The organism is Thalassotalea crassostreae, assembly GCF_001831495.1.
GTDB classification, from domain to species: domain Bacteria; phylum Pseudomonadota; class Gammaproteobacteria; order Enterobacterales; family Alteromonadaceae; genus Thalassotalea_A; species Thalassotalea_A crassostreae.
In genome coordinates this window covers 3821185-3839555 of sequence record NZ_CP017689.1, presented here as the reverse complement: position 1 = coordinate 3839555, position 18371 = coordinate 3821185, and the positions used below count along the sequence as shown (strand labels likewise).

Below are 18371 nucleotides of genomic sequence, written 5' to 3'. Positions count from 1 at the left end.
ACTTTTATTGTTTGCTATATGTTTTATGGATAATTATAAGAAAATTTAATTTGTAAGCTATTGACTAATGTTTTCATGGTTTGTGTTACTCAATTGTTTTTAAAAAGAGTGTTTATTAGGCTAAATCTGTGATTCAGGTTATAACTAGAGTGATTTGGATAGTTTTAGTTATTGTTGCGGTGAGCATTAATAGTTATTTTTATTCAACTCTATTACAGGTTCCACATATTATGAAAAAAATACTCATCCTCACTCTCTTTTATTTCTGCTTACCAGTGTTTGCAGCAGATGATGTTAACTTTGATCGTGATATTCGTCCGATACTTTCGGATAAGTGTTATTTTTGTCATGGGCCTGATGCCGAAGATATTAAAGGTGACTTGCAATTACATACTTTTGAAAAAGCAACATCAGAGCGCGGCGACTATGGTCCTGCAATTGTGCCAGGTAAACCGGAAGAGAGTTTATTATGGGAATTAGTTAATAGTGAGTATGAAGATGAAATCATGCCGCCAACAGATAGGCATATGCCACTAACGGCTGATGAAAAGGACAAACTTAGACGTTGGATCATTGCTGGCGCTGAATACGATGTATTATGGTCATTTAAGCCTTTGCCTAAAGAAGTACCTGTGCCCAAAACGGCTAAAACCTCAAGCAGGAATCCTGTCGATTTATTTATAGCTGAAAAGCTTGAAGAGATCGGCTTTGCCCCTTCTCCTCAAGCAAAATCTGAGCAATTATTACGCCGTGTATATTTAAGTCTTACCGGCTTATTACCTACCGTTGAGCAAATCGATGCATATAACCAAGATAATTCAAAAAATAAATATGAAAAATTAGTTGATTCATTGCTTAAATCTCCTGCTTTTGCAGAGCGCTTAGCTGTGGATTGGATGGACTTATCTCGCTATGCGGATTCTTATGGTTACCAAACGGATAGAGCTCGTGAAGTGTGGCCTTACCGTGATTGGGTATTAAAAGCGTTACGCAAAAATATGCCATATGATCAATTCATTATGCAGCAACTTGCTGGTGATATGATGGAAGATAGCACCGATGATATGAAGCTTGCCACTGCCTTTAACCGTATGCACACTCAAAAAAATGAAGGTGGTTCAACGTCTGAGGAGTTTCGTACCGAATACGTTGCTGACCGCACACAAACAGCAGGAACCGCATTTTTAGGTCTAACCATGGAATGTGCCCGTTGCCATGACCATAAATACGACCCTATCACACAAGAAGATTATTTCAGTACTTATGCCTTATTTAACAATATTGATGAGTCAGGGTTACACACATTCTTTACTGGTGCAGTGCCAAGCCCAACAATGCATCTAATTAATGATAAGAAGAAAGAATCACAAGCAAAGTTACAACAGCAATTAACTCAAGCAGAGAAAGAACTATTAAAATTAATTTCTGAAGAAGTAAGTAACTTTGAAGAATGGCAAAACAGCTGGGATGGTAAGGTTCAAGCACAAGGTAAAATTGCCCAGTTTAGTTTTGAATCTCTTAAAGATGATCACATTCTTGTAAACGAACTTGATACTAAGACTAGCGCATATTTTTATCCTGAATATACCGCTAAAGTGCCAGGTGTTAAAGGCTTTGCTGCTAAATTAGATGGTGATGCAGCATTGAACTTTGGTGACTTAGGTCCTTATAAGCGCCACTTAGGTTTTTCTTATAGTGTCTGGCTAAATACTCCTGAGCATTTAGAGCGAGCGTTTATTTTAGGGCGTAACCGTGGTCGTTATGATGCGGGAAGTAGGGGCTACGAATTAATTATGGATGAAGGCCGTTTAAGTGCCGCGTTAGTGCATTTTTCTCCGGGCAATGAAATAAGAATACGTACTCAAGATAAAATAAAATTAGCTACTTGGCAGCAAGTAACGGTAACTTATGACGGCTCAGCAAGTGCTGAGGGTATAAAGTTATTTATTGATGGCGAGTTGGCTAAAACAGAGATCATTAAAGACCATTTAACTAAGCCCATCACTTATGAGAAAAAGGTGAAACGCAAGAAGCGTGAAGTTGCCAAAATCAGCGTTAAGGAAAGTTTGAAATTTACACCTGACTTTAGAATTGGTGCAAGTTTCCGTGATAATGGCTTTAAAGATGGTTTAGTTGACGAATTGCAATTTTTCTCACGCCCATTATCAGCCATCGAAGTTAAATCGTTATTTACTCAGCAAGACCTATCACCAAGTAAAGAAGAGTTATATGACTACTACTTAACTAACTTTTCTACAAAATACAAAACAGCTCATCAGGTCGTAGAAGATAACCGTAAGGCGCTGCATGCATTCAACGATAAGTTATTGTCGATGATGATCATGAAAGAGTTACCTGAGCGTCGTAAAACTTATGTACTTGACCGAGGCAATTACCAAACTCCTGATTTAAATCGTTTAGTTGAGCCTAAGCCTCCAGAGTTTATCTTTCCTTTTGATGGATATTCTAATGATAGGTTAGGGTTTGCTCAGTGGTTAACACACCCTGAACATCCATTAACGTCTCGAGTTGCTGTAAATAGATATTGGCAGATGATTTTTGGTAAAGGCATTGTTACCACAACCAATGATTTTGGTATGCAAGGCGAGTTACCGACTCACCAGCAATTGTTAGATTACTTATCAAGATACTTTATTGAGTCTGACTGGGATACCCGAAAACTAATCAAAGTTATTGTGATGTCGGATACCTTTAAGCAAGATTCAAATATGAATGAAGAACTGTATAAGAAAGACCCTGACAATAAGTATCTAGCCCGTGGTCCTGCTTATTATATGACTGCTGAAATGTTGCGTGATAATGCATTATATTCAGGTGGCTTATTATCATTAAAAGTGGGTGGCAAGAGCGTTAAACCAGGTAATTTAGATAAAGGTAAATATCGCCGTAGTTTATATACTCACTGGCAACGTAACTCGCTTTCTCCTGAAATGCAGATCCTAGGTGCGCCAAATCGTGAGATTTGCTCGGTGACACGTGAAGAAACCTCAACACCATTACAGTCATTGGTGTTAATGAATAGCCCTCAGTTTGTCGAAGGTGCTAGTGGCTTAGCTGCCCGCGTGTTGAAGAAAGGTGGTAGCGATATAGATAAACTACAGCGCATATTCCTTAGTTTAACGTCTCGAGAAGCAGGTGCCCAAGAGATAAAGATATTAACCAGTTTATTAACAGAACAACGCACTTACTTTAACGATAACCCCGATATTACCTACGACCTTAATAAGGTTGGTCTCATCGAGAAAAAAGACTTAGAGTCGGCGGAGTTAGCCGCGTGGACAGTGGTGGCAAGTGCCGTTTTTAATACAGATTCAAGCTACATGCTAAGGTAATCATGATGAATAGAAGAGATTTATTAAAGCTATCAGCAGCGCTAGGCGCAGGACAATTTTTTAATGTAAATGCTAGCACATCAGCGAGTACTTTTAATTCGGCTCCAGGTGTAATGGATAGTGTTCATCACACAGCCAAAGCTAAGCGTGTTATCTACTTGTATATGGCTGGTGGACCATCACAATTTGAGACCTTTGATCACAAGCCAGAGATGAAAAAATGGCATGGTCAAGATCTTCCGCCATCAATACTTGGTGACCAACGCTTAACAGGTATGTCAGCTAACCAGTCGTCTTTACCTGTAGCTGCTAGCCCTTTTGGCTTTAAGCGCTGCGGTGAAAGTGGCATGGAAATTAGTGATTTATTACCACATACGCAAAAAATTGCCGATGATATTGCCTTAGTCAAAACGGTTTATAGTGAAGCGATTAACCATGGACCTGCTAATACTTTTATGCAAACGGGTTCACAGCTTGCGGGCCGTCCATCAATTGGTGCTTGGTTGAACTATGCCTTGGGTACAGACAACATCAACTTACCACCATTTGTGGTAATGCGTACTAAAAATAAAAAAGGGCAAAAGCTGTTTTCACGTTTATGGGGTAATGGCTTTTTACCTGCTGAGTATCAAGGGGTATTATTTCGCCCAGACAATGAACCAGTCGCTTTTTTAAATAATCCAGGTGGTATAGCCGATAGTGCTAGACGACGTGTATTAGATCATATGAAGCGCCTTGAAGAATTTAATAAACAAGGTATTTACGATCCGCAAATTGATTCTCGTTTACATCAATATGACATGGCATATCGCATGCAACACTCAATACCAGAAGCGATTATTCCTGATGTAGCTGACTTGAGATCTGAAAGTGAAGCAACGTTCAATCTTTACGGTGAAGATTCTAAAATACCAGGTACCTTTGCAAATAACTGTTTGCAAGCAAGACGCTTAGTTGAGCGTGGTGTTAAGTTTGTGCAGCTTTATCATCAAGGTTGGGATTCTCATGGTGGTACCCCTTCAAATGCACAGAAACAATGTAAAGAAACCGATCAAGGTGCTGCAGGCTTGATTCAAGATTTAAAACAACGTGGCTTGCTTGATGATACCTTAGTTATCTGGGGGGGCGAATTTGGTCGTACTGCTTACTCACAAGGTAAGATCACTGAGAAATCTTATGGCCGTGACCATCACCCACGCTGTTTCCCTATGTGGATGGCTGGTGGCGGCATCAAAGGTGGTGTAACACTTGGTGAAACCGATGACTTCTCTTACAACATTGCTTCTGACGATAAAATGCATATCCATGATTTCCATGCAACTATCTTGCACTTATTGGGTATAAATCATGAGCGCTTAACGTATAAGTTCCAAGGACGTCGTTTCCGCTTAACGGATGTTCATGGTCATGTAATGAAGAAAATATTAACTTAATTAAGAAGTCTATTTAGCATGATAAAACGTAACATCATAAAGCCATTACTTTGTATTGCTCTTGTCTCGCAACTGTCAATGGCATGGGCGCATGATAAGCATAAAACATCTTGGGGAACGCCTCCTTCAGGCATGGAGACAATTGGTGAGACTCATGGTGAAATAGCTGTGGCCAACAATGGTGATATATATACCAGTGTGGTGAGTGGTAAAAAGCCCGGAATTCAGGTGTATTCACCTGCCGGCGAATACTTAAGAAATATAGATAACGCTCCTACTGATTTTCATGGTTTTACTATTCATAAAGAGGGTGACCAAGAGTTTATATATGGTTCAGGAAATAAATCACAAAAAATCTTTAAAATGACCCTTTCAGGAGACGTTGTATTAGAGGTAGATGTATTTAAAGCAATTAAAAATCAACTCGTAAAATATCAACAACAAGGTATCCAAAAAACACTACTTAGAGGTAAAAAGTTAAAATTATCTGCGGTTGATGTTAGCAGTAATGGTGACATTTATGTGATTGATGGTTACGGCGCTGATTTTATTCATCGTTTTGATAAATCGGGTAATTACTTATCAAGCTTTGGCGGCAGAGAGAGCCCATATGCATTCTCAAATGCGCATAAATTAGCTATTGATAAGCGCTTTTCACCTGAACGTATATTACTAACCGATAGAAAAAACTTGCGTTTAGTACACTTAACATTAGATGGCACCTTGATTGGCGATGTAAACACTAAACTAAAGCGCCCTAGTGCGATTGCATTTTACAACGACTATGTTGGGGTTGCAGAGATTGGTGGTGCTGTCAGCGTACTCGATAAGCAAGGAAACATTGTTAATGTACTTGGCGGCGGACAAATTAAACGACCAAAAAGCGTAAAGAAACCTTTCGATTTACCTATTGAGCATTGGCTTGCTGGACGTGTAAATACGCCGCACGGCATTGCTTTTGATAAACACGGCGACATTTTTATTACCGAATTTAATAAATACGGTCGTTTATTAAAATTTGAAAGCCCACTATCACAAGATAAGTAGATTGATAGCCGCTATCAAAATTATAAAATTTAACCAAAAGACAACTATATTAGGAAATCACATGAAACTATTTGCATTATCTTTAGCTTCAACATTACTTTTTACCACATTAAGCTTTTCAATATCGACCCCAAGTTATGCAGCTAATGTAGCGGACGATGACAGTGCGGTATCAAAAAACTTTACCGATATAGGACGCTCACTGAGAAAGCTTCGCCGTGAGAAAAACCCTGAAAAGATCGTGAACTTATTAACTAAAATAAAAGATATTGCTAATGCTAATATGGACTTAGTTCCTAGTTTTATGACTGAAGGTGATAAAGAGTTTGTCATTTACCAAGATGAAATGAAAAAAATGACAAACCTCATTGATGAATTAGTTATCAAGGTAAATAACGGCGACATCAAAAGCGGCGCAGACGTGGTTAAAGAGTTGACTACATTGAAGAAGTCGTCACATAAAAAGGTCGATCTAGAGGATTAAGTGATGTCTCATAATAGCAATTTAGGTTGGGATATTCTTATACGCTTTAGTCATTGGCTGGTAGCGAGCCTTTTTCTAGCAAATGCCTTTTTTATTGAACCTGACGCCTTTTTTTCTGACTATATCAACTGGGCAGCATTACCCGAATTTATCGCTGATGCATCTCCCCATGAATGGGCTGGTTGGACTATTTTAGGCATGTTAGTTATTAGAATATTATGGGGATTAACATTTGCGAAAGGACCTAACAGGTTAAAGGATTTTGTACCTAGTTTAGTTGATGCTAAAGAACACCTTGGTCATTTAAAAACGCGTCAAAAACAAACCAAGATTGGCCATAATAGTTTTGGCGCTATTGCGGTATATTTTATGTGGACGGGCTTAGCGTTTATTATATTCACTGGCTGGGCACAGGACACAGATTGGGGATTTGACAATAACCTAGATCAATGGCACCAATGGGGGGTAGATGCAATGACTATTTTTGTATGTATCCATGTTATGGCGGTCATTTCAACCTCGCTACTACTGAAACAGAACTTAATATCAGCGATGATAAAAAATCAAAATTAGATTAAGGCTAAGCCATTAGCGAGTTGTTAATATTGATTGCATCATACAGCTTAACTATCAGTTAAATAAAAAGGAGCTTAGGCTCCTTTTTTACTCGCTAATTCTGTGATTACTTCACAGCTTTAATCCATTCTATTTGCTTCCATACCTCTGGACCTTCGTTACTTTGTTTTTTCCCTGGCGTAGAACGGCCATTACGGATAACTTGAGCAAAAGTTTTTCTAAGCGCTTCAGCTTTTTCTGGATGATCTTTGATGATGTTATTCTGTTCGCCAATATCGTCTTTAAGGTTAACTAAGCGAGTTTTGTTTTTCTTATTCAGATAAGAGAGTTTCCAGTCACCCATTCGAATGGCTAAATCTCCCGCAAATGATTGATGCACTAGAATGCGATCAGTCGTTGTTTTGCTGCTATCTTTTAAGTAAGGCAACATAGATACACTATCTTCGCCGGCATTATCAGCTATTTTTTCGCCAAACATATCAGCCATTGTTGCATAAAGGTCGTCCAAAGATATTACTGCATCAGAGGTTGTTCCAGCTTTTACCCCACCGTTAGGCCAAGAAGTGATAAATGGTACGCGGTGACCACCTTCTTGTACTCGACCTTTATAACTGGTGTATATATAGCTTGTTTTGTGTTGATACTTTTCTTGTAGACTTATTGGAAATCCTTTTATGGAGGTGCCGTTATCTGCAGTAAACACAACTAGGGTATTGTCATACAGGCCTTTTTCTTTAAGCGCTTTAACCACTTGCCCTACAGCCCAATCTGTTTCTATAACGAAATCACCATAAAGGCCGGCTTTACTTTTACCTAGGAATTCTTTATTTGGAGTAACTGGAGAATGTGGTGCCGTAAGTGGCATATAAAGAAAAAATGGTTCATCTTTATTTTGCTGATTAATGTACTCAACGGCTTTTTCGGTTAGTTTTGGCATAGCATCAACTACAGTGACACCTTTTACTCCTGCACCTCCATCCCATTTTGTTAAAGGGTACTTAGATTTTATTGGTTTAAGGTGTTTGCCTTTTACTCCTGCAGCTATAGCATCTTGGACTTCTTTAGGTTCAAATTCGTAATTGCTGCCTTTTACCGTAACTGTTGGCACTTCAGTCAGCAGGCGGTTTTCGATGTAACCATACGGTGCCATATTCCATGAAGCCGAAGGTCCAAACCAATAGTCAAAACCTAAATCTAAAGGACCGTGCGTTATTGGCTTAGTAAAATCGACAGTCGTGTCGCCATTGGTACGCTCAATTGTTTTGCCCTCTTTAGCTTGCCAGTCTAATCCTAAGTGCCATTTGCCAACCATTGCAGTTTTGTAGCCATGTCTTTTTGCTAGCGATGCAACTGTATCTCTGTCTTTAGCAATCATCGACGGAGAGTAGCCACCTAATACTCGACCTTTTAACTCTGTTCGCCAACTTGAACGCCCTGTCATTAAAGAATAGCGAGTAGGCGTACACACAGATGCACCTGAATGCGCATCAGTAAAGGCAACCCCTTCACTTGCTAATTGATCTAAATATTTGGTGCTAATTTTTGATTCAGGATTAAGTGCCGATACGTCACCTACCCCCATATCATCCGCGAGAATGTATACAATGTTTGGTTTTTCTACAGCAAAAGAAGTTGAACTAATTACCGCCATCGTCGTAATGATAAAGAGTTTCTTTAAATTAAACATAATTTTATGATTCATATATAAATTGTATGGTGAAATTTAAAATATCATAAATAGACAATTTTATGAGTAATTTACTTAACATTTACACATCATAGGGCGTTTAATTGAGCTTATATTAATTCCTTTTTGCTTATAAAAAAATTTGATCACTTAATTACGTTAATTGCTATTGAAGTGCGCTAGTGAAGGAAGAAAAATTAATTAAAATTTTAAAGTACGTCATCGGACTCGGTTTATGTATGTTAGTTACCAACTAAAATGTATTTAACTTTGATTTAGTTAAACAAAAAATCAAAAAAACAGAAAATAATAACTAAACTAATAGCTAAATCTTATTTTTATTTGTACATTAACTGGTAATACCACTAAAGTGTAAGCTTTTATAAATTCGTAGGAAGTAATAATGACACGGAATTTAATCTCCTTAACGCTCACATCAAGTTTTATCTTATCTACTTCTGTATTTGCAGCGTCGCCTGCACAAACAGGCCTATTTGCCGAAGCCAATGGCGCCGGCACGTCGGCAACAAACCCAGCGGGCATGACCAGACTCAAAGGTACCCATAAAGAATTGCAAGGCATGTTAGTGCTTAGTGTTGGTGAATTTGAAGTCGATGAAGAGTTAAGCAGCACCGATGGCGGCGATCCAGATAATGAATTAACACCGATTGTTGTTCCTGGTTTTTATTATGTTAACGAGATAAATCAAGATTGGCGTTTTGGTTTTAGTGCCAATATTCCTAGCGGCTTTGGTGCAACCAACGGTAATGATTGGGCAGGACGTTATTACAGTGATGAATTTTCACTAATCTATGTCGCATTAACGCCAGCAGTTGCCTATAAAGTCAGTGACAAATTATCCATTGGCGCGGCGGTTTCATTTACCTACAACTATTCTGAAACAACAACGCCAGTGAACAATGGCGCAGGTTATGACGATGGTGAAATGACGTTTGAAGCTGGTGCTCTCGCGATAAGTTCATCAATATCTATGCTATACGAATTTACTGACAATACCCGAATTGGCTTAGTCTATGGCAGCGAAGGCAGCGCTGATTTAGAAGGTGATTTGGAGTTTTCTGGTCTAAGTCCTGCGCTTGATCAACGACTAACCGAGAATGGCACAAAAGACAGTGAAGTTACAGTAGAAAACATCATCCCACAACGTGTTCAATTTGGTGTGTATCATCAATTCGAACAGGGCGATTACCTGACCTTTGATACCGTTTGGGCAGATTTCTCTGAATTTGGTACGGGTGATGTCACCTTTAATGGCAACGACGCACAAAACAGCGAAGGTATTTATAACGATGTTTGGGTCGCCAGTATTGGTTATGGTTGGCCTGTTGAAAACAACAAAACTTATAAAGTCGGTTTAATGCACGTAACCTCAGCAGTGGACGATGATAAGCGAAGCTTTTCAATACCGCTTGATAGAATCTGGGGTATAGGTGCTGGAATGAGCGTTAAAGGCGAAGATGAAGGTTGGGATTTTAACGTTAATCTATACGATATTGGCAGTGCGCCGATTGATACCGGTAACAACCCGGTTCGTGGCCGAGTAGTCGGTGACAATAAAAACCCATATGCGCTAATGTTTGACGTTGCCTATCACTGGTAAAATAAATCCCCTTGTTATATACACTTTATGAATAAGGGGAGTAAAGATATATCAAAGTAAATCAGATAATGGACTAAGTACGCCACTGGCTCCACGTTCAATCACATGGGTATAAATTTGAGTGGTACGGACATCAATATGACCAAGCTGCTCTTGCACCGTTCGTATATCTGCACCACGCTGCAATAGATGAGTAGCAAAAGAGTGCCGTAAGGTATGGCATGTTACACGCTTTTTTATACCTGCTTTTTGAGCAGTATGTCGCACCGCTTTTTGCAATCCAGTATGATCGATATGGTGGCGCCTCAATAAATCGTTATCTGGATCTGCGCTTAACCGGCCGGAAGGGAATAAATAATGCCAACCAATTTGCTTTGGCGCTTTCGGATATTTCTTAGCTAAAGCATAAGGCAACCAGACGCCGGCATATTCAGAATTTTTAAGGTCTTGTTTAACAAACTCGGTAGCGTATCCAATTTGGGTTTTAAGTGGCTGCAATAACTCTTTAGCTAAGGTGACACGCCTATTTTTACCGCCTTTGCCTTGCCACACCTGTAAGCTGATATAATCAAAATCTATATCTTGAATACGCAGTCGCATAACTTCCATTAACCTTAAGCCACTGCCATACATTAACTGACATGGCAGTACCCACCTTACCGGCAATAATGAGAAAAATAGCTTTATCTCCTCTTTAGTTAACACCACTGGCAGCTTTGTTGGAGCACTACTTTTATTGAAGTTTAACGACAAGCTTAAAGGCTTTAACAGAATATCGCGATACAACAACACTAACGCATTCAATGCCAAAGCTTGCGTGCGCGGCGCAACGTGACGTTGATTGGCCAAGTAACTTAAAAATAGTTCTACTTCGTTATCGTGCAGATGTTTTGGATGGGTTTTATGGTTAAAGTTAATAAATGCTTTAATCCAATACAGATATGCCTCAATTGTGCGTTTTGCATAACGACGCGACCACATGTATTGCTTTACTTCTAATAAGAATCTTGATTTCATACATTGAATTCCTTTTCAATAGTTAACGCTTAATCAAAATAAGTATAGATTAAAAATGACCGACCTAACTGAAAAACAAAAAATGCTCGCCGGCCAACAATACAATCCGTTAGACAAGGAGCTGCTCCAAGAAAGAGAAGCCTGCAAGCTAATACTTAAGCAATTTAACGACTGCCAACCCAATGACCATAAGCAGCACAAAAAGTTATTGAAAGAGTTATTCAACGCCAATTACCAAACTTGGATTGAAGCGCCATTTTATTGTGACTATGGAACCAACATTACGCTTGGTAAACAAGTGTTCTTTAATACCAACTGTGTTGTATTAGATGCCGCAAAAGTAACAATAGGTGACCACGTATTTATCGGGCCGGCGGTACAAATATACACCGCAATACACCCACAAGATGCAGAAACAAGACGAAAGTTTTTTGAATCAGCCAAACCAATAACCATAGAAAAAGACGTTTGGATTGGCGGCGGCGCTATTATTTTACCTGGTGTAACCATTGGCGAAAACGCCATCGTAGGCGCAGGAAGCGTTGTAACAAAAGACGTTGAAAAAAATACAACAGTCGCAGGTAGCCCAGCAAAAATAATAAAAAAACAACACTAATTAAAACAAGCCTGCATTTGCACACCCAAATGTAGCAACACCAAACCAACTCAAATCATCAAAACACTTTAGATGTTTGTTTTAAAAAGAATTAGTGTTAACTTATCTAAATAAATTTAATAATCAAAACATTTAGCGGCACGTAAAAATGATGACTAAATCGTTTTAATAAACTGTTAGTATGTTTCTTCTTTAAAAGTAAAAAACAGGGAAAGTTTTCAATTCAAAGTAAGCGCTTTTTATCGAGTATCGATTGTTTCAATCCAGCGCTTACCCTATCAATAATTTCCCTTTTGTTTTCTTTTTCAGTAGAGTGAATAAATTAACAATAAGTGTATGTTTACCAGTAGTTTATGGCCAGTAAACTGGCGGAAGCGTGGTTACTCATACTAACAAGGCGCTTAAGTGGACAACTAACATTGTCACGGCTTTTGCAAAAGGCGCAAATGCGCGCGCCATTATTATTAGCCTACTTAGCTAGGCGTTAAATTACTAAGGAAATGTTCAACGAATGGATCTCAATAACGAAATCAAAAAACATATGCGCATGCAAAGCTTGATCGGTTTTATAGGCTTTCCTTTTATACTTGCTTTGATCTTTGGTGGTATGTCGTTTCTCAATGGGGACGCTATTTTTCCATTTCTAGAGGTAGATAGTAACTCGCTCTATGTATTTGTAATAGGCATTATTGGTACTGTGCTTGAACTATGGTTCGGCACTAAAAATGCATTGAAGATTAGAGCACTAAAAAATAAAGTAACTTAACAAGCCATTCAAGCGGGACTGCTAAAGTTTGGCTCGGTTTCGCTTCGCTACACAGTTTAGCCAAACATTTATCAGCCCCTTAATGGGGCGTTAAATTACTAAGGAAATGTTCAACGAATGGATCTCAATAACGAAATCAAAAAACATATGCGCATGCAAAGCTTGATCGGTTTTATAGGCTTTCCTTTTATACTTGCTTTGATCTTTGGTGGTATGTCGTTTCTCAATGGGGACGCTATTTTTCCATTTCTAGAGGTAGATAGTAACTCGCTCTATGTATTTGTAATAGGCATTATTGGTATTGTGCTTGAACTATGGTTCGGCACTAAAAATGCATTGAAGATTAGAGCACTAAAAAATAAAGTAACTTAACAAGCCATTCAAGCGGGACTGCTAAAGTTTGGCTCGGTTTCGCTTCGCTACACAGTTTAGCCAAACATTTATCAGCCCCTTAATGGGGCGTTAGGTTTTTCAAAAGGTTCATTGTCATCATCAAATTAATTAAAAGTTTATTACCTGAGATTTTAGGGACTATTTTTTCTGTTTTTATTTTGGCTTTAGCTTATTTATTATTATTTTTTGTATTTGAAGTATCAAAGTCACATGCTTTTACTCAAGGAGTAAATAAAATGCTTTCTGGTGATATAAACCCAGTATCTATTGGTGCTTCTGTTGCAATCAGTATTTTTCTAATTAAGGAATTTCTTGAGGCTTATAGAAAATCAAAAGCTAGAAGCAGAAAGGTTAAAGCTCTAAAAGCAATTATTTCTGAAGAAATTGAGATTAATTATTGGGCATGGATACAAATTGAGACTCTTGTAAATAAAGTAAAAGAGTTCCCTCGAACGACTGATTACAAAATATCAACATCTACCTCTGGAGTTGAACGGTTTGAATTTATTCACATAGATGGCAGCTTCGGTGGTGGAAGTCTCCCTCCGGTGACAGAAAAAATATTTAATAAGCTCATAATTGATATAGCCGAACTAGATAAAGTTTTTTACGAGAAAGCCATTTCGTATAGTAAATCAATAGCGGACCTAAAGCACCTAAGAAATGGGGCATATGACTTTATACATGAAACTCAGTTAGGTGATCATTATACCGATGGGTTTGCTGATTATGCTTTAGATGAATTACCACCAATTTATACAACTATGAGCAAATTTTATGAAATTTGCACAGGAGAAGAACTAACAAAACACCGGATGCGATAAAACCTAACACATATGAGCCTTTTCCTGTCAAATAAGCACTAGAAATTCTGTGGTTGCGTAGCAGCCACCTCTTATATCAATTAGCAAAAACGTCTGCTTCGTTCTGTCGCTTTGCAATTAAATCATCGTTTACTGCAAACACATATTGAGGCTCTCTTAATGTGATCTCATCACTGCCTATCATTCCATCCTCCTTGGTGAAAATAGGGGCACTAGACATTCTTCGGTTAACCTTTGACTAGCACTATTCAAGCAAAGTGATTCAAACGTTCAGTTAGTTTCAGGCTTAGCTAAGGTGTAAACGATTTTGCTTATTGTTTGTATGCGCACCAATGGCGTGTCTAATCAAGCAATATGGGCTTGGACAACTTGGCATAATCATCATCAAATAGTGATTAAACGACGATGATAGTTCATGCTCTTAACCAGCGAGTTAGGCTTTAGGCTCACGCCATTGTGCGACTTAACCTTTTAAAAATTTATCTTCATCAAATACCGTTTTGTTTTTCAGCATGTAATACACACAACGACCTATTTTATGCGCTAACGCAGAGAGTGCTTTGCCTTTGCTCATGCGTTTTTGCAGTTTGCTTAGATGGTTTTTCGCTCTATCGTTACCGCGCAGATACAGAACCGCGGCTTCGCTAAATGCCCACTTTAGATAGCCATTTCCAATCTTATTGCCGCTAGTACCATAAATTTTACCTGCTGACTCGGCTTTACACTTTACGAGTCGACTATAAGAGGCAAAGTTTTGAACGGATTCAAATCGGCAAATCTCACCAATTTCATAAAGAATGGTTAACCCAAGAATTTGTCCGATACCAGGAAAGGTGCGTATTAATGATAAATAACAACCGTGGTGCTCTTTCGCTTGTTTTTCGATAAACCATTCTACTTTCTTTAACTCTTTTGCATAGCAATCAAGTAACACCATATCCAGCTCGATGGTTCGCTGAATAACAGGGTCCTCGTAATGGTGTTTTAAGCCTTCTCTGGCTGATATATTTTTCAGATTGAGTGCTTGAGACGGTAAATTATATTGGCTGTCGGTATTAACGACATGTGCTTTTAAATCAGCACCGTGCCTAACAACATGAGTTCGTCGTCTGAGTAAGTCGCGAGTTGCACGCATTCTTGAAGGGTAAACGTAAGCAAGAGGGAAGTTACCGCCACGCATTAAACAGGCAATTTTATAAGAATCTATTTTGTCGTTTTTGGCTTTCCCACCATGAATAGCTTTCATATAAAGTGCATGGCCTAGAATAAAATCAATACTATATTCTTCACACCAATCACTAACCCAATACCAGCAATGCATACATTCAACACCAACAACGACATGGCCAATGTAAGGTTTTAGTAAATTTAATAGTTGTTGCTTATCTGCTTTAATCTGTTGATGTAAAACAGTTTTTCCTTCATTATCAATAATGCACACGTACAAAATACGTGAATGAAGATCGATCCCACAATAAAAAGGGTGAGAATTAGTATAGAATTTCATTGAGTGTTCTCCTTTTGGTTTGGTCGCCTTGAAGTCTAGTTTATCGCTAGACTTCGGGGAGAAGGCTCAATAAGTATCAAGTCATTAAAGCAGGACAAATAATAGTTGGCTTTTGCTCCTGCGTCGCTTATTTTAGCCAACATATTATTTGCCTCTTAAAGAGGCGTTATGCAGCAAGGAAGAATCATAGTGAAGTCCCAGTGTAGTGCATGTGTTAACGAAATATCATTTTTTGATGCACTTAAAAGTATATTTTCAAAAGATATTACATGCCCATATTGTAATCATAAAATTAAAACTAAAAGCTATTATGTTTACTCTATAACTTTTGCCGCGAGTGCTATATTTTTTGGAGCTTTTACATCCACAAACAGCCTTTTTATGTTCTTTCTATCAATGGCTTGCTTTTATATCGCTAATAAAAGTAAATTAAATAATATGCAAATTACAGCATAACAAGAACATTAAGGAATGGACGCAAAACACTTGGCTGGCGTTCGTTCCTCACTAATTTTAGCCAAGTATTTTGCGCCCCTTATGTGGGCGTTATATTTTACCAAGATCGATGAGTCAAAATGAATAATGTGAATTCTTTTATTTGTAGCTTTATTAAGTTTATTTTAGCTGTAGTTATTACTGGTGAGCTATTCATTCTTGCGGGTTACGATACAAGTAAAATAAGTATCCGAAATATCGATACTTTTTCTATTTACTCTATACTGATTTGGGGTATGTGTTTTACAACTATTGAACGTTTGCTAACAAAGCTTCAGAGGTACTCATTTAGTAAAGGTAAAAGTAAAATATAACACATATGAGCCTTTTCCTGTCAAATAAGCACTAGAAATTCTGTGGTTGCGTAGCAGCCACCTCTTATATCAATTAGCAAAAACGTCTGCTTCGTTCTGTCGCTTTGCAATTAAATCATCGTTTACTGCAAACACATATTGAGGCTCTCTTAATGTGATCTCATCACTGCCTATCATTCCATCCTCCTTGGTGAAAATAGGGGCACTAGACATTCTTCGGTTAACCTTTGACTAGCACTATTCAAGCAAAGTGATTCAAACGTTCAGTTAGTTTCAGGCTTAGCTAAGGTGTAAACGATTTTGCTTATTGTTTGTATGCGCACCAATGGCGTGTCTAATCAAGCAATATGGGCTTGGACAACTTGGCATAATCATCATCAAATAGTGATTAAACGACGATGATAGTTCATGCTCTTAACCAGCGAGTTAGGCTTTAGGCTCACGCCATTGTGCGACTTAACCTTTTAAAAATTTATCTTCATCAAATACCGTTTTGTTTTTCAGCATGTAATACACACAACGACCTATTTTATGCGCTAACGCAGAGAGTGCTTTGCCTTTGCTCATGCGTTTTTGCAGTTTGCTTAGATGGTTTTTCGCTCTATCGTTACCGCGCAGATACAGAACCGCGGCTTCGCTAAATGCCCACTTTAGATAGCCATTTCCAATCTTATTGCCGCTAGTACCATAAATTTTACCTGCTGACTCGGCTTTACACTTTACGAGTCGACTATAAGAGGCAAAGTTTTGAACGGATTCAAATCGGCAAATCTCACCAATTTCATAAAGAATGGTTAACCCAAGAATTTGTCCGATACCAGGAAAGGTGCGTATTAATGATAAATAACAACCGTGGTGCTCTTTCGCTTGTTTTTCGATAAACCATTCTACTTTCTTTAACTCTTTTGCATAGCAATCAAGTAACACCATATCCAGCTCGATGGTTCGCTGAATAACAGGGTCCTCGTAATGGTGTTTTAAGCCTTCTCTGGCTGATATATTTTTCAGATTGAGTGCTTGAGACGGTAAATTATATTGGCTGTCGGTATTAACGACATGTGCTTTTAAATCAGCACCGTGCCTAACAACATGAGTTCGTCGTCTGAGTAAGTCGCGAGTTGCACGCATTCTTGAAGGGTAAACGTAAGCAAGAGGGAAGTTACCGCCACGCATTAAACAGGCAATTTTATAAGAATCTATTTTGTCGTTTTTGGCTTTCCCACCATGAATAGCTTTCATATAAAGTGCATGGCCTAGAATAAAATCAATACTATATTCTTCACACCAATCACTAACCCAATACCAGCAATGCATACATTCAACACCAACAACGACATGGCCAATGTAAGGTTTTAGTAAATTTAATAGTTGTTGCTTATCTGCTTTAATCTGTTGATGTAAAACAGTTTTTCCTTCATTATCAATAATGCACACGTACAAAATACGTGAATGAAGATCGATCCCACAATAAAAAGGGTGAGAATTAGTATAGAATTTCATTGAGTGTTCTCCTTTTGGTTTGGTCGCCTTGAAGTCTAGTTTATCGCTAGACTTCGGGGAGAAGGCTCAATAAGTATCAAGTCATTCAAGCAGGACAAATTTAACTTGGTTTTTGTCACTGCGTTCGAGATTTTAACCAAGTTAAATTTGCCTCTTAATGAGGCGTTATATTTAAAGGCGTAAATCGGAAATGGATTATAAAATTAATATTTCACTAATTGTCGCAGGAGCATTAATCGTTATCGCCGCGACATTAGGGTACACCATTCAGGTAAGCTCTATGATGTCTGTTTTAGCGTCTGGCTATGCCGGTAGTATCGACATAAACACCGTTCCATTTTTTGTAAGTAGTGGTATTGGTGGTTTTATTACTTTGCTAGGGATAATACGCCCTAAAAAATCAAAAATTTAAATATAACAAGGCGCTCAATTGGACAATTAACACTGTCACAGTTTTTGCAAACAACGCAAAAGCAGCGCCATTATTAATAGCCACTTAGCTTGGCGTTATACGCTCTTGACCTTGACAGACTGTAAGAATATTCTGGTGATGAATATTTCTCTGTAACTAAAAATATTTCAGTTAATATTTATCTAGATATTATTGACCTACTCCAAGATTTCCTTGAGATTTTGGCGGATTTTAACTAACGGCGAAAGACTAGGCAGAATCGCTAGTTCGTGAATGGACACGCTATCGCACACCGCTACGTGAGATATGCCTAACCTCAGAATAAA

The 18371-nt window shown here is 38.3% G+C and carries 17 protein-coding genes; 11 read left to right on the top strand and 6 right to left on the bottom strand.

Annotation, left to right across the window (positions count from 1 at the left end; genetic code table 11):
- The first annotated feature begins 230 nt into the window (after positions 1-230).
- From LT090_RS16650 to LT090_RS16630, 5 genes are all read left to right on the top strand, one after another.
- A complete protein-coding gene (locus tag LT090_RS16650) occupies positions 231-3353 on the top strand; it encodes a DUF1553 domain-containing protein (RefSeq protein WP_068547076.1) in 3123 nt (1040 codons plus the stop codon).
- A 2-nt stretch (positions 3354-3355) separates the two neighbouring features.
- On the top strand, positions 3356-4786 hold the full coding sequence (locus tag LT090_RS16645; protein WP_068547062.1) for a DUF1501 domain-containing protein: 1431 nt from the start codon (positions 3356-3358) through the stop codon (positions 4784-4786).
- Positions 4787-4804: 18 nt separating this feature from the next.
- Positions 4805-5833: an NHL repeat-containing protein gene (locus tag LT090_RS16640; protein ID WP_068547063.1), complete on the top strand. Its 1029-nt coding sequence runs from the start codon at positions 4805-4807 to the stop codon at positions 5831-5833.
- A gap of 61 nt (positions 5834-5894) precedes the next feature.
- A complete protein-coding gene (locus LT090_RS16635) occupies positions 5895-6317 on the top strand; it encodes a cytochrome b562 (RefSeq protein WP_068547064.1) in 423 nt (140 codons plus the stop codon).
- A 3-nt stretch (positions 6318-6320) separates the two neighbouring features.
- Positions 6321-6890 carry a cytochrome b/b6 domain-containing protein gene (locus LT090_RS16630; protein ID WP_070796027.1) on the top strand — a complete coding sequence of 190 codons (570 nt, stop codon included), beginning with the start codon at positions 6321-6323 and terminating at the stop codon, positions 6888-6890.
- A gap of 109 nt (positions 6891-6999) precedes the next feature.
- On the opposite strand, the gene LT090_RS16625 is transcribed toward LT090_RS16630, so the two are convergent.
- Positions 7000-8580: a sulfatase family protein gene (locus LT090_RS16625; RefSeq protein ID WP_162272309.1), complete on the bottom strand. Its 1581-nt coding sequence runs from the start codon at positions 8578-8580 to the stop codon at positions 7000-7002.
- A gap of 403 nt (positions 8581-8983) precedes the next feature.
- Here LT090_RS16625 and LT090_RS16620 point away from each other — a divergent pair, with 403 nt between their 5' ends.
- Positions 8984-10201 (top strand): OmpP1/FadL family transporter, encoded by a 1218-nt coding sequence (locus LT090_RS16620; protein WP_068547067.1) that lies wholly within the window; start codon positions 8984-8986, stop codon positions 10199-10201.
- A 51-nt stretch (positions 10202-10252) separates the two neighbouring features.
- On the opposite strand, the gene LT090_RS16615 is transcribed toward LT090_RS16620, so the two are convergent.
- Complete coding sequence (locus LT090_RS16615) at positions 10253-11218, bottom strand: integron integrase (protein WP_068547068.1); 966 nt, start codon at positions 11216-11218, stop codon at positions 10253-10255.
- Between the two features lie 55 nt (positions 11219-11273).
- On the opposite strand from LT090_RS16615, the gene LT090_RS16610 reads away from it, so the two are divergent.
- From LT090_RS16610 to LT090_RS16595, 4 genes are all read left to right on the top strand, one after another.
- On the top strand, positions 11274-11834 hold the full coding sequence (locus tag LT090_RS16610; RefSeq protein WP_068547069.1) for a sugar O-acetyltransferase: 561 nt from the start codon (positions 11274-11276) through the stop codon (positions 11832-11834).
- A gap of 511 nt (positions 11835-12345) precedes the next feature.
- The gene (locus tag LT090_RS16605) at positions 12346-12600 is read left to right on the top strand and encodes a hypothetical protein (protein WP_068547070.1); all 255 of its coding nucleotides are present in this window, start codon (positions 12346-12348) and stop codon (positions 12598-12600) included.
- Positions 12601-12717: 117 nt separating this feature from the next.
- The gene (locus LT090_RS16600; RefSeq protein WP_068547071.1) at positions 12718-12972 is read left to right on the top strand and encodes a hypothetical protein; all 255 of its coding nucleotides are present in this window, start codon (positions 12718-12720) and stop codon (positions 12970-12972) included.
- Positions 12973-13151: 179 nt separating this feature from the next.
- Positions 13152-13817 carry a hypothetical protein gene (locus tag LT090_RS16595; RefSeq protein ID WP_068547072.1) on the top strand — a complete coding sequence of 222 codons (666 nt, stop codon included), beginning with the start codon at positions 13152-13154 and terminating at the stop codon, positions 13815-13817.
- Between the two features lie 76 nt (positions 13818-13893).
- Here the strand turns inward: LT090_RS16595 and LT090_RS17050 are convergent, their stop codons facing one another.
- From LT090_RS17050 to LT090_RS16580, 4 genes are all read right to left on the bottom strand, one after another.
- Positions 13894-14037 (bottom strand): hypothetical protein, encoded by a 144-nt coding sequence (locus LT090_RS17050; RefSeq protein ID WP_157726661.1) that lies wholly within the window; start codon positions 14035-14037, stop codon positions 13894-13896.
- A 243-nt stretch (positions 14038-14280) separates the two neighbouring features.
- Entirely contained in the window at positions 14281-15324 is a 1044-nt protein-coding gene (locus tag LT090_RS16590) for an IS110 family RNA-guided transposase (RefSeq protein ID WP_068547699.1), read from the bottom strand.
- 878 nt (positions 15325-16202) lie between these two features.
- The gene (locus tag LT090_RS17045; RefSeq protein WP_157726661.1) at positions 16203-16346 is read right to left on the bottom strand and encodes a hypothetical protein; all 144 of its coding nucleotides are present in this window, start codon (positions 16344-16346) and stop codon (positions 16203-16205) included.
- A gap of 243 nt (positions 16347-16589) precedes the next feature.
- Complete coding sequence (locus LT090_RS16580) at positions 16590-17633, bottom strand: IS110 family RNA-guided transposase (protein ID WP_068547699.1); 1044 nt, start codon at positions 17631-17633, stop codon at positions 16590-16592.
- 190 nt (positions 17634-17823) lie between these two features.
- Here LT090_RS16580 and LT090_RS16575 point away from each other — a divergent pair, with 190 nt between their 5' ends.
- Positions 17824-18045, top strand: a complete 222-nt coding sequence (locus LT090_RS16575; protein WP_068547888.1) for a hypothetical protein — start codon at positions 17824-17826, stop codon at positions 18043-18045.
- Positions 18046-18371: the final 326 nt, after the last annotated feature.